The organism is Paenibacillus sp. FSL P2-0173, assembly GCF_038008045.1.
GTDB classification, from domain to species: domain Bacteria; phylum Bacillota; class Bacilli; order Paenibacillales; family Paenibacillaceae; genus Paenibacillus; species Paenibacillus polymyxa_B.
In genome coordinates, this window is record NZ_JBBOYK010000002.1 from 402,598 (window position 1) to 422,340 (window position 19,743).

Annotated in this window: 13 protein-coding genes; 6 read left to right on the forward strand and 7 right to left on the reverse strand. The window is 44.8% G+C overall.

Annotation, left to right across the window (positions count from 1 at the left end; all coding sequences use genetic code 11):
- Nucleotides 1–135: 135 nt before the first annotated feature.
- Together MKX30_RS12090 and MKX30_RS12095 are read left to right on the forward strand one after the other, a co-directional pair.
- Nucleotides 136–591 (forward strand): MarR family winged helix-turn-helix transcriptional regulator, encoded by a 456-nt coding sequence (locus tag MKX30_RS12090; protein ID WP_341062847.1) that lies wholly within the window; start codon nt 136–138, stop codon nt 589–591.
- Nucleotide 592: 1 nt separating this feature from the next.
- Complete coding sequence (locus tag MKX30_RS12095) at nt 593–1,792, forward strand: MFS transporter (RefSeq protein ID WP_279831061.1); 1,200 nt, start codon at nt 593–595, stop codon at nt 1,790–1,792.
- 91 nt (nt 1,793–1,883) lie between these two features.
- Here MKX30_RS12095 and MKX30_RS12100 read toward each other — a convergent pair whose 3' ends face one another.
- The gene (locus MKX30_RS12100) at nt 1,884–3,194 is read right to left on the reverse strand and encodes an MFS transporter (protein ID WP_023988115.1); all 1,311 of its coding nucleotides are present in this window, start codon (nt 3,192–3,194) and stop codon (nt 1,884–1,886) included.
- A 90-nt stretch (nt 3,195–3,284) separates the two neighbouring features.
- Nucleotides 3,285–5,003, reverse strand: a complete 1,719-nt coding sequence (locus MKX30_RS12105) for a methyl-accepting chemotaxis protein (protein WP_341062848.1) — start codon at nt 5,001–5,003, stop codon at nt 3,285–3,287.
- A gap of 270 nt (nt 5,004–5,273) precedes the next feature.
- On the opposite strand from MKX30_RS12105, the gene MKX30_RS12110 reads away from it, so the two are divergent.
- Complete coding sequence (locus tag MKX30_RS12110; protein ID WP_341062849.1) at nt 5,274–6,227, forward strand: serine hydrolase domain-containing protein; 954 nt, start codon at nt 5,274–5,276, stop codon at nt 6,225–6,227.
- Nucleotides 6,228–6,370: 143 nt separating this feature from the next.
- Here the strand turns inward: MKX30_RS12110 and yicI are convergent, their stop codons facing one another.
- Nucleotides 6,371–8,695: an alpha-xylosidase gene (gene yicI / locus MKX30_RS12115; protein ID WP_023988112.1), complete on the reverse strand. Its 2,325-nt coding sequence runs from the start codon at nt 8,693–8,695 to the stop codon at nt 6,371–6,373.
- Nucleotides 8,696–8,876: 181 nt separating this feature from the next.
- Between yicI and MKX30_RS12120 the strand changes: the two genes are divergently transcribed.
- Complete coding sequence (locus MKX30_RS12120; protein ID WP_028542770.1) at nt 8,877–9,797, forward strand: AraC family transcriptional regulator; 921 nt, start codon at nt 8,877–8,879, stop codon at nt 9,795–9,797.
- A gap of 15 nt (nt 9,798–9,812) precedes the next feature.
- On the opposite strand, the gene brnQ is transcribed toward MKX30_RS12120, so the two are convergent.
- On the reverse strand, nt 9,813–11,171 hold the full coding sequence (gene brnQ / locus MKX30_RS12125; RefSeq protein ID WP_023988110.1) for a branched-chain amino acid transport system II carrier protein: 1,359 nt from the start codon (nt 11,169–11,171) through the stop codon (nt 9,813–9,815).
- 873 nt (nt 11,172–12,044) lie between these two features.
- Between brnQ and MKX30_RS12130 the strand changes: the two genes are divergently transcribed.
- A complete protein-coding gene (locus tag MKX30_RS12130; RefSeq protein WP_034095014.1) occupies nt 12,045–13,319 on the forward strand; it encodes an oligosaccharide MFS transporter in 1,275 nt (424 codons plus the stop codon).
- A gap of 96 nt (nt 13,320–13,415) precedes the next feature.
- Here the strand turns inward: MKX30_RS12130 and MKX30_RS12135 are convergent, their stop codons facing one another.
- Entirely contained in the window at nt 13,416–15,119 is a 1,704-nt protein-coding gene (locus MKX30_RS12135; protein ID WP_341062850.1) for a methyl-accepting chemotaxis protein, read from the reverse strand.
- 33 nt (nt 15,120–15,152) lie between these two features.
- Complete coding sequence (locus tag MKX30_RS12140; RefSeq protein WP_023988107.1) at nt 15,153–16,427, reverse strand: ABC transporter substrate-binding protein; 1,275 nt, start codon at nt 16,425–16,427, stop codon at nt 15,153–15,155.
- 242 nt (nt 16,428–16,669) lie between these two features.
- Here MKX30_RS12140 and MKX30_RS12145 point away from each other — a divergent pair, with 242 nt between their 5' ends.
- Entirely contained in the window at nt 16,670–17,518 is an 849-nt protein-coding gene (locus tag MKX30_RS12145) for a copper amine oxidase N-terminal domain-containing protein (RefSeq protein ID WP_023988106.1), read from the forward strand.
- A 289-nt stretch (nt 17,519–17,807) separates the two neighbouring features.
- Here MKX30_RS12145 and MKX30_RS12150 read toward each other — a convergent pair whose 3' ends face one another.
- The gene (locus MKX30_RS12150; protein ID WP_068940600.1) at nt 17,808–19,649 is read right to left on the reverse strand and encodes an adenine deaminase; all 1,842 of its coding nucleotides are present in this window, start codon (nt 19,647–19,649) and stop codon (nt 17,808–17,810) included.
- Between the last annotated feature and the right edge of the window lie 94 nt (nt 19,650–19,743).

The following is a 19,743-nucleotide window of genomic DNA, read 5'->3' on the forward strand; positions in this document are numbered from 1 at the left end:
GTTTTGTTTTGTGATGGCAGAATTAAAAACGCCGAACAACTTTTTTTGACAAAATAACTTGTTGTTCATATAATTGTTATAACAACTAATTGATTTCAAAGTAATTTATGTACGGGAAACAGAAAGGAGTACCTTATGAATAACTTGCCTCCCGATTGTTCCATTGGGATGTTGCTCGGGATTACTCACCGCAAAATGAGTCAGCAGCTCCTACAGCGCCTCAAACCTTATGATATTTCCCCAGAGCAATGGTCGGTTCTGTACCAAATCTATCAGGCTGAGGGTTTAAATCAGAAAGAAATTGCAGCTAAGGCCGTGAAGGACCAGCCTACCACGACTCGAATTATTGATTTGTTGGACAAGAAGGGCTGGGTACGGCGTGTGAATAGCCCACAGGATCGTCGGGCCTATTTGCTTCATTTGACTGAAGCAGGCCGACAGCTTGTAAAAGAGATTCTTCCTATTGAATATGATGCCAATCACGATTTTGTAAGAAGAATTTCCTCAGCCGATCTGGAGCAATTCCGCCAGACTCTTTTACAAATTCACGCCAACATGACCGAATCAGAAAAACAAGGAGAGAACGATTAATATGCAACAAGGCAAGCAACCTCTTTGGACCAAGGAATTTATCGTTCTTACGGTTTCCAATTTATTTTTGTTTTTGGAATTACAGATGATTCTATCCTCTATTCCTTCTTATGTGAAAAATACATTCCACGCTAGTTCCGTTCAGGTTAGTCTCGTTACCACTTTATTTGCTTTAAGTGCGATTGCGGCACGGCTCTTTTCCGCCCGTATGCTGGAAAAAGGGCATCGCAGCACTCTGATCTTCGTGGGGCTGCTGTTTGCATTGGCAGGAACGCTGGGGTACAGTGTTTCGCCGACGATTACAGTGCTTCTGCTCATGCGGATGTTATTCGGGATCGGCTTCGGTATGAGCAGTACGGCTTTTCCAACGATGGCCTCTGACGTCATCCCGTCCAAGCGCCTTGGTGAAGGAATGGGTTTCTTTAGTCTGTCCACCAGTCTAGCGATGTCGATTGGGCCAACCATCGGCATTTCGATGCTGCAATACGGGAGTTTTAACCTGCTTGCCTATACGACAGCAGCCGTAATTGTTGTGATATTCCCGCTGGCTTACTGGCTGATTCGTACACTACCCAAAGGGCACATCGAACCACCTATGGTTCCTTTGGAAGAAGGGCGAAAACCGGCATTTAACCGTAAATTGTGGGTTCCCGCCTTGTTGAACATGCTGATGTCTATCACATATGGTGGGCTACTCGGCTTTATGGCGCTTTACGGGGATGAAGCAAATCTGGCGCACCCGGCCTACTTTTTCCTGTTTAATGCGGTATCCGTGCTAATCGTGCGTCCCTTCTCAGGCCGTATTTATGACAAAAAAGGAGCAAAAGCACTGCTCATCCCCGGCTCCCTCTTTTTAATTGGCGGTCTGCTCCTGCTTTCCTACGCGCACAGTGATGATTTCATGTATGTGTCGGCTCTTTGCTACGGTATCGGATTTGGTGTGATGCAGCCAACCCTGCAGACCTGGATGATTCAGATTGTATCTCCTAAACAAAGAGGCATGGCAAATGGTATGTTTCTCAATTCCCTCGATTTCGGGGTTGCAGCCGGTGCGCTTATACTTGGCATTATTGCCAAAGCAAGTGATTATGCGTGGATGTACCGCCTTTCCTCGCTGTTTATTGTACTGTTTTTGCTGATCTATGTTATACAAATCATCGCAAGCCGTAAGCCTAAATCGCATGTTTCTCTCAATGGGTAAAGCTATTGTTTTCAAATACATTTAGTTTATAACTGCTTATAATCAAAAGCACCCGTTGCCATAGTTTCATGGACAACGGGTGCCTTTTCATTTATTTCGCAGGAGTTTTGCGTTTTAGCTTGGAAGAAAGAGGCTTTTCTCGGGCCACCCCTGTTAGCTCCTCATTTACACTCATACGGTCACTGGATTTGTCATCTGTTGGTTCATCCTGCTTGGGTTTGACCGCAAATAGCATCAGCAGAGCTGCAATGCCTCCCACTGCGGCCATCACGCCAAAGAGCAGACCATGTCCACTGCGACCCAGCAGCAAGGAAACAACCGGAGGGCCTAGCGATACCCCGACAAAGCGCATGCTGCTGTACAACGAAGTAATGGTTCCGCGCTCCTCTTTTTCAATTCCCTTCGTAATCAGGGCATCCAAACAAGGCAATGCGAGCCCAATTCCGCCTCCCCCTAACGTAAACAACCCAATCACCGCATAAATATGTTGAAAAAATCCGAGAATGGCAAAGCTGATCGTCAATATGGCCAAACCGCTGAAACCGATCCATTTCATGCGCTTTTTGTGCTTGCCGATAATCTTGCCTCCTACATAAGAGCACAGACAGAGGGAAATAAGCGGAATGGCCAGCACAAAACCTTTCCAGACTCCACGGAGGTTGTAACGACTTTCTAGTATGTCGGATAAATAGAACAAGACGCCAAAAATGACAAACATACAAATACCGCCCATAGCGAAAATAGCATAGAGCCAGCGTCCTTTTTCAGCAAGCACCCGCTTCACATTTCCCACAAACTCTCGAAACATAATCGGTTGGTTCTTACGTTTGGGCACATGGATCAGCCAAAGCACCAAAATGAGCGAAATCAGACAGAGTCCTGGAATTACTGCCAATGGCAAAAACCATAGAACTGCTCCCAACGCGGCACCGAGGATCGGACTTAACACTTTACCGAATGTGTTGTAGGTCTCGACGACGCCCAGGTTCTTGCTGGCCTCATCCTCGTTTTCGTACAAATCACCTACAAGCGGAATGACTATAGGAAAAGCCCCTGCCGCTCCCGCACCCTGAAGTAGACGGCCTCCAATAATGGTCCAGTATGCTGCCGAATCGTGAAGCAGCCATGCTCCCGCCGCAGAAATCCCCCCTCCAATCACAGTCAGAATCAGACAGGGAACAATCACCGCCTTACGGCCAAATCGGTCGGAGAGATAGCCCGCAATCGGTATCAGTAAAATGGCCACTACCGCATATACTGTAATCAACATGCTAATCCGAAAAGAGCTTACATGTAGCTTACGTCCGATTTCCGGTAAAACAGGAATCAGCATGGAATTACCCAGCGTCATCATCAGCGGGATGGAACCTAACGCAAGCAGATTCCCTTTATTTTGTTGCATCCCGTTACCACCTTTGCAAAAGTAATAACACAGCTGTTCTGATTCGTTCAACAGATGTTATTGTGTTTACATTGGTGGGGATTTATGCGGTTACACTTTAAATCCACCGACCCTTGCATTCAGCAGTTGCGACATATCCGCCAGTGTATGAATAGATGATGCAATTTCCTCCATGGAAGCCAGCTGCTCTTCAGCTGCCGCACTGACGCTCTGGGTTCCCCCTGCCGACTGCTCTGCTACTTCACGTATGCGTTCCACCGCTTCCACCATTCGCTCGGAACCGCCGGACATCTGTTCTACAGACCGATTTACACTGTGAATCTGTTCGCTGACCAGTTGAATGGAACTTCCAATCTGACGAAATGCGGTTTCTGCGGATTGCATAACCTTTACGCCAGACTGCACTTCAACCGTCCCTGTCTGCATACTGGAAGCCACATTTTCAACATGCTCCTGAATATTTTGCACAAATTGTGTGATTTCTGCTGCTGAAACCGATACCTGCTCGGCCAATCTTCTTACCTCAGAGGCTACAACTGCAAATCCTTTACCCTGCTCTCCGGCTCTTGCCGCTTCAATCGACGCGTTGAGCGCCAGCATTCCTGTCTGTTTGGCTATCCCAGTAATAACAGCTCCGATCATGCCAATCTGTTCGGCCTGTTCACTAAGTGAACGTACAGCACGTGCAGAGCTGTCTACACTTTCGCTTACCTTCTCCATCTGAAGCATAGCCTGACCTATAGATTGTTCTCCTGCTTCTGCATCTTTAGCGGCTGTATCAGACAACTCATACACCTGCTGGCTCGTAGCTGCAATATGCTCCAGTTCGTGGGCTAGCTCTTTTACGGTATCTGTAGTTTGTGTAATATCATCGACCTGATGCTCCATACCAGCCGCTAGCTCTTCCATTACACCGGAAGTATGACGATTGGCCTGATTCATTTCCTCTGTACTTACGCTAACCCGCTCTGCGGTTACGGTTAATGTACGCGCCGTATCCTGAGCATCCACTATAATACTGCGGAACCCCTCAATAAGCTTGTTGTAGGAGCTTGCAATCATACCGATTTCGTCTTTGGACGTAATATCCAGTCGGCTACGCAAATCTCCCCCACCTTCAGACATTTCCAACAGCTGCTCATTCATATGGTGTAATGGACGAATTGAACGAATCAAAACGATGGATTGAACAATACTGTAAATGATAACTAGAAGTCCTACAATACTCGTAATCAAGGATGTATTCGTCATCGTTTGGTGCGCTTGCTGTACTTTCACCGTTACCATATCTTCTTGAGCTTTGACAAAGGCTACTACCTTGGTATCAAGTTGCTTACGCAACACCCGTTCGTTTTCAAAATCATCGAGCAAATCAGAAAATGGCGGGAAAGCATCGTCTCTTGTACTCTGATACCCCGCTGTAGTCAGTAAACGATGAACTTGATTCATGTAAGTATTAATCCCCGTCTTGAGATCAGTCATTTTTTTCTTAGAATCCTCATTACCTGTATTAAGCAGAGCTTCTGTCTCCTGTAGCAACTTTGCAACTTCACTTTGCTTGTTTCCGATCTCTCGCCCGTACTGTTCATCACGAGTTAGCAAATATGCCCGCTCATCATTAGATATGCCGTTTAACAAAAATTGAAGAGACTTCGAGTTATACGCAATAGCCTCTTCACGATTCATAATATCCTTGTACTCATTCTCACTATGTACGCTTAAAATGTAATTGGTCAGCAGCATAGCTGCAATCACACTCGGAATCAGTATCGCGCTAAGAATCATTTTGGCCTTAATTGTTAAATTCATGAATCGGTCCCCCAGTTATTTCTGAATAAAATGTCCAACTTACTATATATCGTTTTATTCGATTGTTTTTTTGAATGAAACAGAAAAAGTGTATAGATTTTTAAATATACTTGTGTCTATTCAGTGAACATATATATCTTTTTTAATATCAAAGAACAAAAAAATTCAAAATTAGTAAATGAACTGTTTTCAGTTTGTACTCTTCGAATTTCGGACTATTAAAATGATATACTATGTATTGCTATGCCATAAGCCTCAAGGAGGATCTGCATGAAAAGTCTGGAACTTAAACCGCTTATTCACGTGCTTAACGAATTGGAAACCCGCAGCTGCCTTATTGAGCAGCAGGGTAACATGATCATGAATTACTATCGTGAACCTCAAATTGCTAATGAACTCTATAAAATAAATTCCTGTACCAAAAGCGTGATTTCCGCATTAGTTAGTATCGCTATGGACCAGCAACGGGGACCGAAACCGGAGACGCCGATCCTCGAATTCTTTCCCCAGTTGGCCACAGATAGTGATTCTCGTAAGCGTGATATTACGATTGAACATCTGCTGACGATGTCCGCAGGCTTTAACTGGACGGAATTTGGCGGACAAAATTCTTTTCCTACCATGAGCAAAACGTCAGACTGGGTGCAATTTGTGCTTTCACAGCCATTATCGGATGTGCCAGGTACGCGAATGGAATACAGTTCTGGCTGTTCTCAACTTTTGGCCACCATACTACGTAATGTTTCTGGACAAACAGTTGCTGAATTTGCCGAGCAGCAATTATTCCAACCGCTCAGTATCGAAAGCTATCATTGGGAAACCGATCCTCAGGGTACTCATACGGGTGGATTCGGACTGCATCTCAGGCCGATGGACATGCTCAAATTCGGGCGGCTTTATCTGAACCAAGGAGGCTGGGAAGGACGGCACATCATCCAAACAGAGACAGTCCGATATTCAACCCGTCCGTTTCTTCCTGCTGCCAAACCACAAAAGGCATTTTACGGCTGGCACTGGTGGACTTCTTCCTTTTCAGATGAAACAGAGATAGGAACTGAAACAGACTATTTTTACGCTCTCGGCTTTGGTGGGCAATATATTGTTGTCGTCCCGTCGTATGACATGGTTGTTGTCGTTACCGCTGATAGATTTAAAAAGAAAAGGACTCCTGTAGATATTTTCCGGCAGTATATTGTACCGCTGCTACTCCAGCAGAATAAATAGAAATAAATACCAAAGCTAAAAGTTGCAACTGGTCTCTATCAAAAATCTGCATCAAAAAAGGCTTGCCTATTGGATCAGGCAAGCCTTTTTTTGCATATAATCGCTACATTATGACATACTTCATCCACTTTCTAGCGCCTTACCTAGCCCAAGTGAATCGTAAGCTCTTGCTGTCCGCTGGAAGCTGGTGTAATGATTACACCCTGTTCTCCCGACTGGCTGCTGCCTTCCTCCACTTGAACAGCCTCGTGGATACCGCGCAGGACTATCGACCATGGTTTAACAGCACCTTCTGCCTTCACCGTAATGACAGAATTCTTGCGGCTAGCAGTAACCGTTAGCTCTTCTTCACCTGACGTATTCACGATAATCGTTCGAGCCTGTTGCCCCTCACCAAGTTCAAACAAATGAAGCGCCACTTGATCAGCATAATCATAATCCGGACGACTGTTCTCATGACCGATTGCCAAAAGTGTGTTCGGCTTCACGAGCACAGGCAAAGTTGTAAAATCATGATGCTCGTTAACCCAACGACCACCTAACACGCTCTCATTCGTAAGTAAATTTGTCCACTTACCCTCTGGTACATAATACTGCACATTGCCTTCTTTATTAAAGATCGGGGCTACCAAAATGGAATCCCCCAGCATGTATTGCAGATCCAGCGTTGCACAGGTTGGGTCCTGCGGGAATTCCAATACCATAGCCCGCATCATCGGCAGTCCCTTTACTGAGGATTCCACAGCAGAAGGATACAGGTATGGCATTAGCGAGCATTTGAGTTTTGTAAAGCTGCGCACCACGTCGACTGATTCTTCATCAAACAGCCAAGGCACGCGATAGGATTCGTTTCCGTGCAGACGGCTATGAGAGGACAGAAGCCCGAATTGTACCCACCGTTTGTACACGTCCGGCGCAGCCGTTAACTCAAAGCCGCTAATATCATGGCTCCAGAAGCCGAAGCCGCTCAAACCAAGCGACAAACCGCCTCGCAAGGATTCCGCCATCGACTCATACGTCGACGAGCAGTCTCCGCCCCAGTGAACCGGGAACTGTTGCCCCCCGGCTGTAGCGGAACGCGCAAATAACGCGGCTTCATTTTTACCCAGCTTTTCCTCCAGCACATCAAATACAGCCTTGTTGTACAAATGCGTATAATAATTATGCATCTTCATTGGATCAGAGCCGTCATGATATACCACATGGGTAGGGATGCGCTCGCCAAAATCAGTTTTAAAGCAATCCACCCCCTGATCTACCAACACCTTGAGCTTATCCTGGTACCATGCGACTGCAGCTGGATTCGTGAAGTCAACCAGCCCCATCCCCGCCTGCCACATATCCCATTGCCACACGCTGCCATCGGCGGTTTTGACCAGATAACCATTCTCCATACCTTCATCGAACAAAATGGATTTTTCCGCAATATACGGATTGATCCATGCACAAATTTTGAGACCCTTTGCCTTCAATCTCTGCAGCATGCCTTCCGGGTCCGGGAACATGTCTTGATCCCACTGGAAATCGCACCATTGGTATTCCTTCATCCAGAAGCAGTCAAAATGGAATACCGAGAGTGGCAGATCCCGCTCAGCCATCCCGTCGACAAAATGGTTCACTGTCGCTTCATCATAATCTGTTGTGAACGAAGTGGTCAGCCACAAACCAAAGGTCCAGGCTGGTGGTAATGCAGGCTTACCCGTCAGCTTGGTGTAATTGTCCAGTACCTCTTTAGGGTTAGCTCCACCAATAATAAAATACTCTAACGATTCGCCGGAGACGCTAAACTGAACCTTTGATACATTTTCCGATGCAATCTCATAGGATACCTTTTCTGGATGGTTGACGAACACACCATACCCTTTATTAGATAGATAAAATGGAATGTTTTTATATGCCTGCTCACTGCTAGTCCCGCCATCTTCATTCCAGATATCAACCACCTGGCCATTTTTTACGAACGGAGTGAAACGCTCTCCAAGTCCGTATACGTACTCACCGATGCCCAACTCCAGCTGTTCCCGGAAAAAAGGCTGATCCTGCGGGTCTGTAATATAGCCTGGTCCCCGATGTCCGCTGCCTGTGACTTTGCGATCCTCGACATAAAAGCCTACATCCCAGCTCTTCCCACGGCCGACTCGCACACTCAGATCGCCGCTTTTCAGTACCGCTACGTCCTCATCCACCGTAATGTCTACCTCTGTTGGCAAGGTGTGAATTTCAAAATTCGGTCCCTGATGCACCCGTCCCTTATGGTGGTTCAGACGCACCTGAATGACATTCGGCATAGGCGAGCTGTAGGTCGCTTTCAGCAACGCTCCGTTCAGCGTATCTCCTTTATGCTCGATCCGGTGGGTGGCTGCATATACCGTCATGGAAGCATCGTCCGTCACAATATCACGGATTTCAGCAGGATTTTGTATTTCATAGCCCTTGCGAACCATCCAATAGCCATCAGTAAATTTCATCTGTTTCTTCCTCCGCTTCAATCTTTATTTTCTTAATCCCAAATCGCTTGTTGGATTTTTTCGAAATCCTTACTATAATAATATTGATTTATGTAAGGGTTTACTTCTTTTATTTTGACGTATTGTATCAATATTTTGATGTTTTATATATAAATCAGTTTGCGGAAAAGGAGTCATAGAAATGCAAAGAGAAATGTTGCGGGAAAATCGCATTCACGGCAATCCCATGTATCCGGTTAGCGTATATCCGAGCGTAGAGCAGCTAAATGGAAATAGTGTACTGGAGTCCCATTGGCATGAGGAGATGGAGTTTATCGTAGTGGAACAGGGGAGCGCCATATTTCAGACGGATATGGTCTATACGGAGGTGAACGAAGGTGAAGCTCTTTTTGTCAACAGCGGCGAGCTTCATGCAGGTTATTTACAAAAAAGCGCTCGTTGCGTATTTTCTGCGGTGGTGTTTCACCCCGACATGCTGCACAGCCGCACGCAGGATACGGTGCAAACGCAGTTTATTGACCCATTTATCAGTAAAAAGCTTGTCCCTCCCCCTCACATTCGCGGCGTGCAGCCCTGGGAGCAAGAGGTGCTGGCTGCATTGCGACACATTATCACCAGCCATGAGCAGAATGCGCCTGCCCGTGAACTGGCGACCAAGGCGCAGCTCTATAGCATGATCGCCTGTCTGTACCCACACATGACCCCCGCTAACGGAGAGGATGTGATTATGGCAGGGCAACGCAATAAAGTTGAACGGATCAAAAAAGCGCTGGTGTATATTAACAGTCATGCTCATGAGCCTATACGTTTACGGGAGATCGCAGATGAGATTGGAATGAGTGAGGGGCATTTTTGCCGTTTTTTTAAGCAGATGGTTCAGAAAAGCCCGGTAGAATATATTAACTATCATCGGATTCAAAAGGCTTGCAGGTTGCTGGAGCAAAGTGATCGCAAAGTGGTTGATATTGCGCTGGATGTTGGTTTTGACAATCTAAGCTATTTTATTGCGACCTTTAAAAAATGGAACGGCCTGACCCCTTCGCAGTACCGTAAGCAGCACGAAGCAGATCAGGCGCTTGCTGTCCCTTATATAACAGACTAATATGCATAGGATAAATCATTTATTTTTTTTGGGCTTCATAAGTACTAAAATTATTTTTCTTCCTCTTAACTTAGTAAATATGTAGCCAGCTACGCCTCCTAAAACAGAGGGAATTAACCACCCTAACCCTACATTATATAATGGAAGAAGATGAGTGAAAAAATCATTAATTACATTAATTTTTATTCCAGCAGCATTCAAGCCATCAAATAAACTAATGATAAAGGTTAATATCAAACTGCCTTGATATACTTCTGACCTTCCTTTAAATACGGGATGTAAAAAAGTTAAAAATATTAGAGAAATAGCAATAGGATATATTGCCATTAATACTGGCGTTGAAACCTTAATGAGCTGTGTTAAACCTATGTTGGCTACAAGGGTACTAAATATAGATAACATGAGAGCAACTCTTTTATAAGAGACTTTTGGAAATAATCCATGAAAAAAGGAAGAGCAGGAAGTGATAAGCCCCACACTTGTCGTTAAACACGCTACTGTAATCATTAAGCCTAATAGAATAGAACCATAAGATCCAAAATAATAGGAGGAAACCTTAGCTAACACCTCAGCTCCATTTCCTAAAACACCCAATTTTTCAACGCTAGAAGCTCCCATGTATGAAAGAGACGTATAGATAAAAGCTAAGAGTATAACCGCAATTGCTATCGCTTTGGCACAAATGATCATCAACTCTTTTTTGGAAGTAACTCCTCTATCCTTAATTGCATTCACAATGATAATTCCAAAAATAAAGGCTACAAGAGCGTCCAATGTTAAATAACCCTCTTGAAAGCCTTTGAAAAAGACATTCGATGTATAACCCTCCGCAGGTTCTTGGAACTTTCCTATTGGGTGAATAATAGCTACAATCACAAGTAATCCAATGAATGTCAATTTAATGGGTGTTAAAAACTTTCCGATTACATCAATAATTTTTGTAGGATTAAGTGATAACAAACATGCAACTGCAAAAAAAAGGATAGTAAATACAAAAAGTGCGACAGGATGATCTGCATTGTTTGAAAAAAAAGGTTTTACTCCAATTTCAAATGACACACTACCGGTTCTAGGAATTGCATATAAAGGCCCGATGGCTAGATAAAGAATGGTTGTAAAGACAATGCCGAATACAGGATGTACACGACTCGCTAAAGTTTGCAAATTGCTTTTGCCCGAAAAAACAAAGGCTGTGACGGCTAGTAATGGTAAGCCAACTCCAGTAACCAAGAAACCTGCATTGGCTATCCATACATTCTTTCCAGCCATTTGCCCAAGCATAGGTGGAAAGATTAGATTCCCTGCACCAAAAAATAAGGCAAATAGCATTGATCCTATAATGATAATAAAGGACGAAGAAACACTTTTCGACATAATAAATCCTCCAACTACGAATTCACAACATTTTGTTTTTATTCGTTTTCTCTTTAATTTGTATAATATATGTTAATAGGGACGTAGCCCATGTTGCATCCAAAGAACGGTATCTGATTGCCTAGAGTATGTAATCTGGTGCTTTTCACAAATAATGCTCAGTTCGATCTAAATGCCATCACCAATCAGGGACAGCCATCCGCTCCCCCCTTCTGACTAGTGTAGGGTGATAACCTGTGCCTTTAGGGTGAGTGGGTTTCGTCTTAACTCGTCGTTACACAATACTCTATATACGATCACTGTTTCAAGTAACTTTGTACTTGCAAAATGAATCACTTCATCCCCTTGCTTTTACAATTATGATGCTACCCTATGTTTCTCCTCCTACTTAGTGAGCTTAATGAACTATAAGGGAATTTTACACTTAGGACTTATTTCTTACAAGACGTAGATGTAGTTACACACACCTGGTAGGTCTCGTAAAAGTTTTTAATTAGTTCAAACACCCATGTAACAGCATATTCTCATGTTACCGTCATATCGCTTACATCAAGAGCTGCCTGGTTGCTTTTGGATAAAGAAAGTGAGTTAACTCTCAAGCGTTCGCTATGTTAGATTTCTTTAAAATCATACGCATTCTTCATCTCTGTTCGAAAGAGTAATACATAATCTGTTTTGTATATTTTACCATATTTAATCCATATCAGGATCGGCTGTTTTATTCGAATTATCAACTGATTGTAATAAGCACAGGAAATCTTGGGAAAATGCCCTATGGAAGCATCTGAATAATCCTTACAATTAATAGTACAGACAATGCATACTGACGTTGTATACAATTTGATCCGCTACAATTTAAAGGGGTGCTTAAACATGATGAATTTGGCAAAACGCAACTATTGGTCTTTGAGTATTTTTAACTTCGCTTATCTGTTTACATGGTCTGCCGCCATGTCTTTTTTTGTCATTTGGCTGGGACAAAGCCTGGGAATTTCACAAACCTACACGGGATTTCTATACGCGGCTAATTCAATCGTCGCCTTGATCATGCAGCCCCTGTTCGGTTACTTATCTGACAAGCTGGGCTTGAGAAAACATCTGCTGTACATACTCTTTACAATCCTTTTGCTCGTCGGACCCTTTTTTATCTATGTGTACGGTCCATTGCTTCAAACGCAGTTCGTCATTGGTGCCATTGTTGGTGCGCTATTTATCGGCCTGGTGTTTAATGCAGGTAACGGTGTCGTCGATTCGTATATGGACAAAGTTTCGCGTAAATATGGCTTTGAATACGGACGGGTTCGTATGTGGGGTTCGCTCGGATGGGCGGCGGCTACTTTTGTTGCTGGACGGGTCATCAATATCAATGTAAATCTGACCTTCTGGATCGCCTCGGTATCTGCCATTGTTGCCATGATCTGCATCTTCCTGACCAAAGTCGAAATTTCCGGACAGGAGCAGCAGAAAACAGAATCGTTGAAGCTAATTGATGTACTGCATCTCGTACGTACCAAAAAGTTCTGGTTTCTTATGCTATTCATGGTTGGCGTGACCCAAATTTATGAGGTATATGACCAACAGTTTGCCACATACTTCGTATCGCAGTTCAGTTCCAAAGCGGAAGGAAATCAATTCCTTGGCGATTTGAGCGCTGTGCAAGTTTTCCTGGAATTTGTGTTCCTTTTCGTTACCCCTTGGTTTGTAAACAAAACGACCGCCAAATGGGCATTAATTATTGCCGGGTCGATTATGTCTTTGCGTATTATCGGCTCTTCGTTGCCATTCGGTTCCATATGGGTCGCTGCAATGAAGATGATTCACTCCCTGGAGAAACCGCTTATTCTGGTAGCCATCTTCAAATATATTACCGTTAACTTTGACCAGCGCCTGTCCTCCACCATGTACCTGCTGTATTTGTTTATGGGCTCCCTGGTGGTTTCCATTTTCTCGCCCATTGTGGGGCATATGTATGAAGTATTAAATTTCCCGATTACCTATGTAATTCTGGGTTCCATTGCAGGCCTGTTCACCATCATATCCTGCTTTACACTGACAGCAGACAAGAAGAATGGGGAACGGTATCTGGAGGAACGCCGTAAACAAGATTTGAAAAGAGCAAACAAAAAAGCTGAAGCAGTTCATTCGTAATCTAATGGTTTGAGCTTAACAGAACAGCGGCAGTCTAGGACTTGTTTTTCTCGTCCAAGGCTGCCGCTCTTAACTCCAGTTAATTTGAAGCTTATTTTAAATCTTGAATACCGACACCGTTTGATTCATCTCTTCCGCCCGCTTGGCAAGCATGTTAGCACCTGCAGACACTTCCTGCATGGAAGCGGTAGTTTCCTCGACCACGCTTGCGACTGTTTGAGTAGAATCGGCTGCACGTTCGGAGATTTCAGCAATTTTTCTCATAGATTCCACCATAGAAACGGTTCCTTCATTTACAGATCTTGCTTCTACAGCCGCAGTGTCCACCTCACCGCTCACTTCTTCAACGGCACCTACAATCTCAGAAAAGACGTTACCGACACCTTCGACAAGCATCATACCTTCATTTAGAGATTGAACACCTTCGTTCATTGAAAGCACGACTTCGTTTGTTCTTAAGGTAATTTCGTTGACCAGAGAAGAGATCTTGCCTGTTGCTTCACTTGCTTGTGCCGACAAATTGCGTACTTCAAAAGCAACAACCGCAAACCCTTTTCCCTGCTCTCCCGCCCTCGCAGCTTCTATACTCGCATTTATTGAAAGCAAGTTGGTTCGGGCTGCTATTTCACGGATCATAGCTGTGATCTGTCTGATCTCCGCCGACTTTTCTCCTAGAATATTTACCACTTCAGCGGATTGAGTTACCTTGGTATGCACATCTCTTATTTGGGAGACAGTCGAAGACATTTGGGTTTTCCCGTTGTTTGCTTTTTCTTGTGCTTGGGTTGTGAGATTAGCCACATGAACAAAGCGATTCGTTATGTTGTCTACACTTTTAGAAACGTCTACCGTGTAATTCAGCGTTTCAGCTATATCTGCAAGCTGTGTCTGAGATCCCTCCGCAACTTGAGTGGCACTTATAGCTATCTGCTCGGTAGCGATGCTTGTCTGTTCCGCACTGGCCGTTAACTGTTCAGCCGTAGAGGCAACCAGTAAGGAATTATCCACAACTTCCTTTAAAAGGTTGCGCAGTGAATCGCACATTTCATTAAAATCGGATGCCAGTTCCCCGACCTCATCTTTTGATCGGATACTAAGGGGTTCCACTTGCAGGTTCCCCCTCGTTACCAGCTTTATCTGTTCCGCTATCTTTAATATGGGCTTAGTGAACGATTGAGCCAGTAAAAAAGAACCAATGATTCCAAGTATCGTACATATGATCGTCAGAGAAATCATTAAAATTCTACCTGAATGGTAAGATTGACTCGATTGATTAGCGGCATCAGTAGCGTACTGCTCATTAAGTAGCTTCAGTTTATTTACATCGTCTAATGCTGCCTTATAAATAGAAGAATTTCCATGAATGATCATGTAGGCCATCACTTTGTCGTTTTCTTCCATGGCAGCGGAAACCACTTTGAGATGGCGAAGATACATTGCCCACTGACCATAAAAGTTGGTGAACAGTTCTTTTTCCTCTGCCGTAGAGGCTAAACTTTGATATTCATTTACACTCTTATCCATTGAAGCAGTAGCTTTGGTTAGTTCTTCTTGATAAGTGCTGCGAACAGCCGCATCCTCTTCAAGTATCAATCGAACGGTGAGTCTATCGATTTCTGTAATCTGCTTATCCATACCCTGAAGAAGAATAACCGCGGGTAAAGACCTGTTATTTACCTTGTCAGAAGCCTCTCCCATTTCCGACATCTTAATGACGCCTATAACACTTGAAAGGGAAAGTACGATAACCAGTATGAGCGCTGCACTAATTATTTTTTTCTTTAACGTTAATTTAAACATCTTTATCTTCCTCCCGTGACTGGTCTCGTGTCATCACTGCTGAGCTTTCCAATATATGCGTATTTGGCGCAACAGCTCAGCCTTATCTATCTTTCCACTGATGTAGCTTTGGATAGATGCTCCTGTGATGGCCCCATGATCAGGTGGAAGGGTTGACATAAACGGCAGCGTCTTTCCGCTCGAGATATACGACTTGATTGATCTTCCCAAAGGATCGGCAGGCTCTAAATCAATATTTTTGAACGCGGGTACCGTATTAGCCTTGTTTACAAGAAAATCTTGTCCGGACTTGTCGTATACCAGCCAGTTCAGAAACTTCTTTGCTTCCTCTTGCTCCTGAGGTGTGGTAGCTGTGGAGTCAATGAAAATATACTTTGTTACACCGACTGTAATCTTAGCATTGTTAGGGTCATCCGTATTATCGCTTAACGGAAGGGGCAAAAAACCGTATTCCTCATTTGCTGTATCATTGCTCTTAATCCCCGCCCAAGCCCAGTTGCCCATAAACCAAAGCCCCACTTTTCCCTCTCCTAATGCTTTAGCTCCATCGTCATACGTGCTGTCCAAAGGCGAATGCTTATTGATGCTGTTATCCTTGAGTAGGTCTAAAGTTTGTACCCATCCAGACATCACACTGTTTTGGGACATGTCTATGGAGTTATCCTGCATACCTTTAACAAACTCCGGAAAACCCCCAGGCTGAACAGAATAAGATAAAGCTAAAAGATGAGAGCCGAGAGACCAGTCCATTGGTGAAAGCATGACCGGTGCTACTCCCGTCTTCTGAATCTTAGCCATTAATGAGTTCAGGTTGCTTCTACTTTTTACCGAGGAAGCATCAAAAGCCCCACCTGTTGCTTTGTCCAGCACTTTCTTATTGTAAATTAATCCGTAGCCTTCCACTGCAAATGGAAACCCCAGCACAGCATCACTTTTCTTAACGGCGTCAAGTCCATTTTCTATCGTATCAGCTACCCACTTTTCTTTGCTTAAATCAACGGCTTTATCCAGAAATTGCTGAGCATCCCCAGGATCCAGCATCGACATGGTAGCGGGACTTCCTGAGCCGTACATCGACATCAGCTTTTGATATGCAGACGTCCCCTCAGGAGCGGTAATAATCTCCAAAGATACTTCAGAGTGCTCTTGATTGTATTGTTTTGCTACTTCTTCTAACTGAGTTTTTATTTCACTTTTGGAATTCAAAAGTGTAATCTTGGTCGTCTGCTGTGATACTGGTGAGGCTGAGCAACCTATAAACATCATTAAACATGCTAGAGAAATCGCAACTTTTAGCTGTATTCTCATTAACTTTCCCCCTAAGGATTTACTTTGATAAATTTTATGAATAATATTCAATGTTATCGACATAATTCCCCAGGAAGATTAGAAGTTTAAAGTTGGTAAATGTCGGAAGTTAATTAAATAGTACAAACTGGTTGTTACGTTAAGTTAACAGACAGGACAGCGCAACGATCTTTATCCAGTTGCGTCTTAATATGGGGTAAAATTGCTCGCAACAAATTAAACCAAGAAAGGAGCAATCATTTATGAAAAAAGCTTTCTTTGGGGCTTTTCTTACAATTTTTTTATTTATTTCATCGTCCACTACTTATGCAGCAGAAAATCAAATCAAAGTTGACGGTGTGACTACTACATCCGATGTGAAGCCCGAAATGAAGAACAAACGCACAATGGTACCTCTACGTGTTATTAGTGAAAGTTTGGGGGCTAGCGTCGAGTGGTCCAATTCCGAGGTTATTCTCGCTAAAAGCGATATGAAAGTGAAATTAGCAATAAATAGAAACACCGCGAAAAAAAACGGAGAAAAGATACTGCTTGATGTAAAACCATACACGAAAAATAATCGCATATATGTTCCACTTCGTTTTATTGCAGAGACGTTTGGCTGTAATGTCAATTACAACAACTTTGCAGTGACTGTTGATACTAAACCATTGTTCATAGACGGTGTACAAGTAAAAGCATTGCAATATGAATACCATATGTTTATGGGCGGCGTAGTTCAGCAAATTAATGTAAATGCATTTAATGAAACCATTTATAATATTTTCGCAAAAAACATAGGTGAAAAGGTTGAAGCACCTGCAAACTACTCTTGGAGCTTCACTATTGACACATTTGGGTCTTATTATAAAAATGCACAATATGATTTCTTAGACCAAAAAGGGAAAAGCTTAGTTCGTTTTGATATTTATTCTTTAATTAGTCCTGTTCCATCTGAACTTTCAACAGAATATCCAGAGATTTTAGTTCATGACGTATCGAAAGATGAGTGGTATTTGTTTAACGATACCGCAAGAAAATCCATTAATCAGTTAATGTTTACCGCTGGGAAGAACGGTTTTCTGAAGATTATAAGTAACACAACTGTATAATGTGATTTTTTCTAATTACACTTTTTTCGTCTCCAAAAGATAAAAGGCGAATTCCCTGCTGAATATGCTTCACATGGGTTTGCTCTACAAACCTGTTCCAATCCTGCTCTATAATCGAGGCATGATGAGCCATCTTTTCTAATGAACGATAATAGGGATGCATCTGCTCACCTCTCCTTGACTTTTATAAAGGAATCGAAGATAACTTTTTTGGCTTCGTATATGAAAAACAGGGGTTATCCCTCAGGTCTGGTCAGACCTGCAGGACAACCCCCAGCGACGTGTTCTATCAGACTTCCGCAGCATCCTCTTCCACGAAAAGAGATACCTTGCGGATGCCATCCGCTCCGATCACGACAAGCCCCTGATCCGACAGACGGATTTCAGGGATAACGACCAGTGCGAGCAGTGACAGTGTCATCAGCGCGTTGTTCAGCATGCAGCCGGATTGCTGAAGCGCCCGGCTGATACTTTCGGACTGCGCAGCCACCTCTGCAAACGGAGCTGGGGACATCAGCCCGGCGATAGGCAGCGGGAAGCGCGTCTCACCCGAGGCGGATACGACGACCACGCCACCACGCAGGGCAACAGCCTGCTTCGCCGCCTGGGTCATGAGCCCGTCATCATTACCAATGACGAGCAAGTTGTGGCTATCATGCGCGACGGTCATGGCAATCGCAGCCGGCTCGGTGAAGCCTACACCTGTTACAAGTGCAACCGCGTGACTGCCACTGGCATGATGGCGCTCGAAAACGGCTATTTTGCACAAATCCTGTGCAGGATCTGCCGTGACTTCTCCATTACGGACCGGAACGGTCATCCGCACTTCCTTCGTGTCCACGTGATTTTCCGTAACACGAATCACTCGTACAGGTACATCCCCCTCCTGTACTGGAGCCGCAATGCGGAAATCTGCAGCACTCAGCTCTCGCCCCAGATGGACGGTGTCCATCACTTCCGCAGGATAAACGAAGCCGTCCCAATCGGCGACCATTTGACCGTGCTCGGCCACCAGCTGGCCCGCTGCGATGGTAGCCGTCACATTCACTTCGGCCAATCGGCCATCAAGCAAAATAATGTCGGCAATCGCACCCGGAATGATCGCTCCGATATCCCGTGCCACGCCGAAGCGCTCTGCCGTATTCAGCGTGGCCATCTGAAACGCGGTTACGGGCTTGACGCCCTGTGCAATGGCATGACGCACGACGAAATCCATCTGTCCTTCATGGAGCAAGGATTCTGCGCTGCGGTCATCCGTTACCAGCATCATGCGGCGCGTGTCGAGACCCATTTCCGTGCTGGCTCGGATCGTCTCGGCCACATCATGCCATGCGGAGCCTTGCCGCATCTTGGCATACATGCCGAGCCGGATACGCTCGGCTACATCCTCGGGCGTGACACACTCGTGATCGCCCGTAATTCCCGCGGCTGCATAGACCGGCAGACGCCAATCATCGGAGGCCCATGTAAAATGGCCATCCGCCACCTTGCCCGCGCGCAGCGTGGCCTGAATTTCCCCGATCATCACATCGTCTCCATAGACGACACCAGGGAAATTCATGACTTCGCCCAGCCCGATCATATCCGGGCCCCAGCTTAACGCCTCTGCGACTTCCGCCGGGCCGAAGGAGGCACCCGTCGTTTCCAGTTCCGGACCTGTGGACGGCACGCAAGAAGCCACCTGCATGTAAGCAGCCAGCGGTGTCGTACGTGCTTCGTCCAGCATCAGACGAAGCCCTTTTAGACCCAGTACATTGGAAATTTCATGCGGGTCAAAAAAACCACCCGTCACTCCCAGCGGCAGTACAGCCTTAGCGAACTCAGTTACGGTCAGCTGTGTGCTTTCGATGTGACAATGTCCGTCCAGTAACCCCGGTGCCATATAGCGGCCTTCGGCTTCAATGATTATGGTGTCTTCTCCAATCGTATGACTGACGTCCCTACCGACGTAAGCGATACGAGAACCTTGCACAGCAATAGACATGCCTGGCAGCAATTCGCCCGATACCACATTGACCAGCGTTCCTCCGCGGATCACCAGCGATGCCTTGCGCTCCCCTCTAGCTGTAGCCACCAGCTCGGGTACACAGTCCGCCAGCGGCGGGCGTTGAAATACACTCTTCATGTCCATTACGTTTGTAACCTCCGTTTATGCTTCTTACCTTTTTTTCTTATTTGCTTATGTTACTGGAATACGCTCCATAATGCCAGCCAACTCTACATCT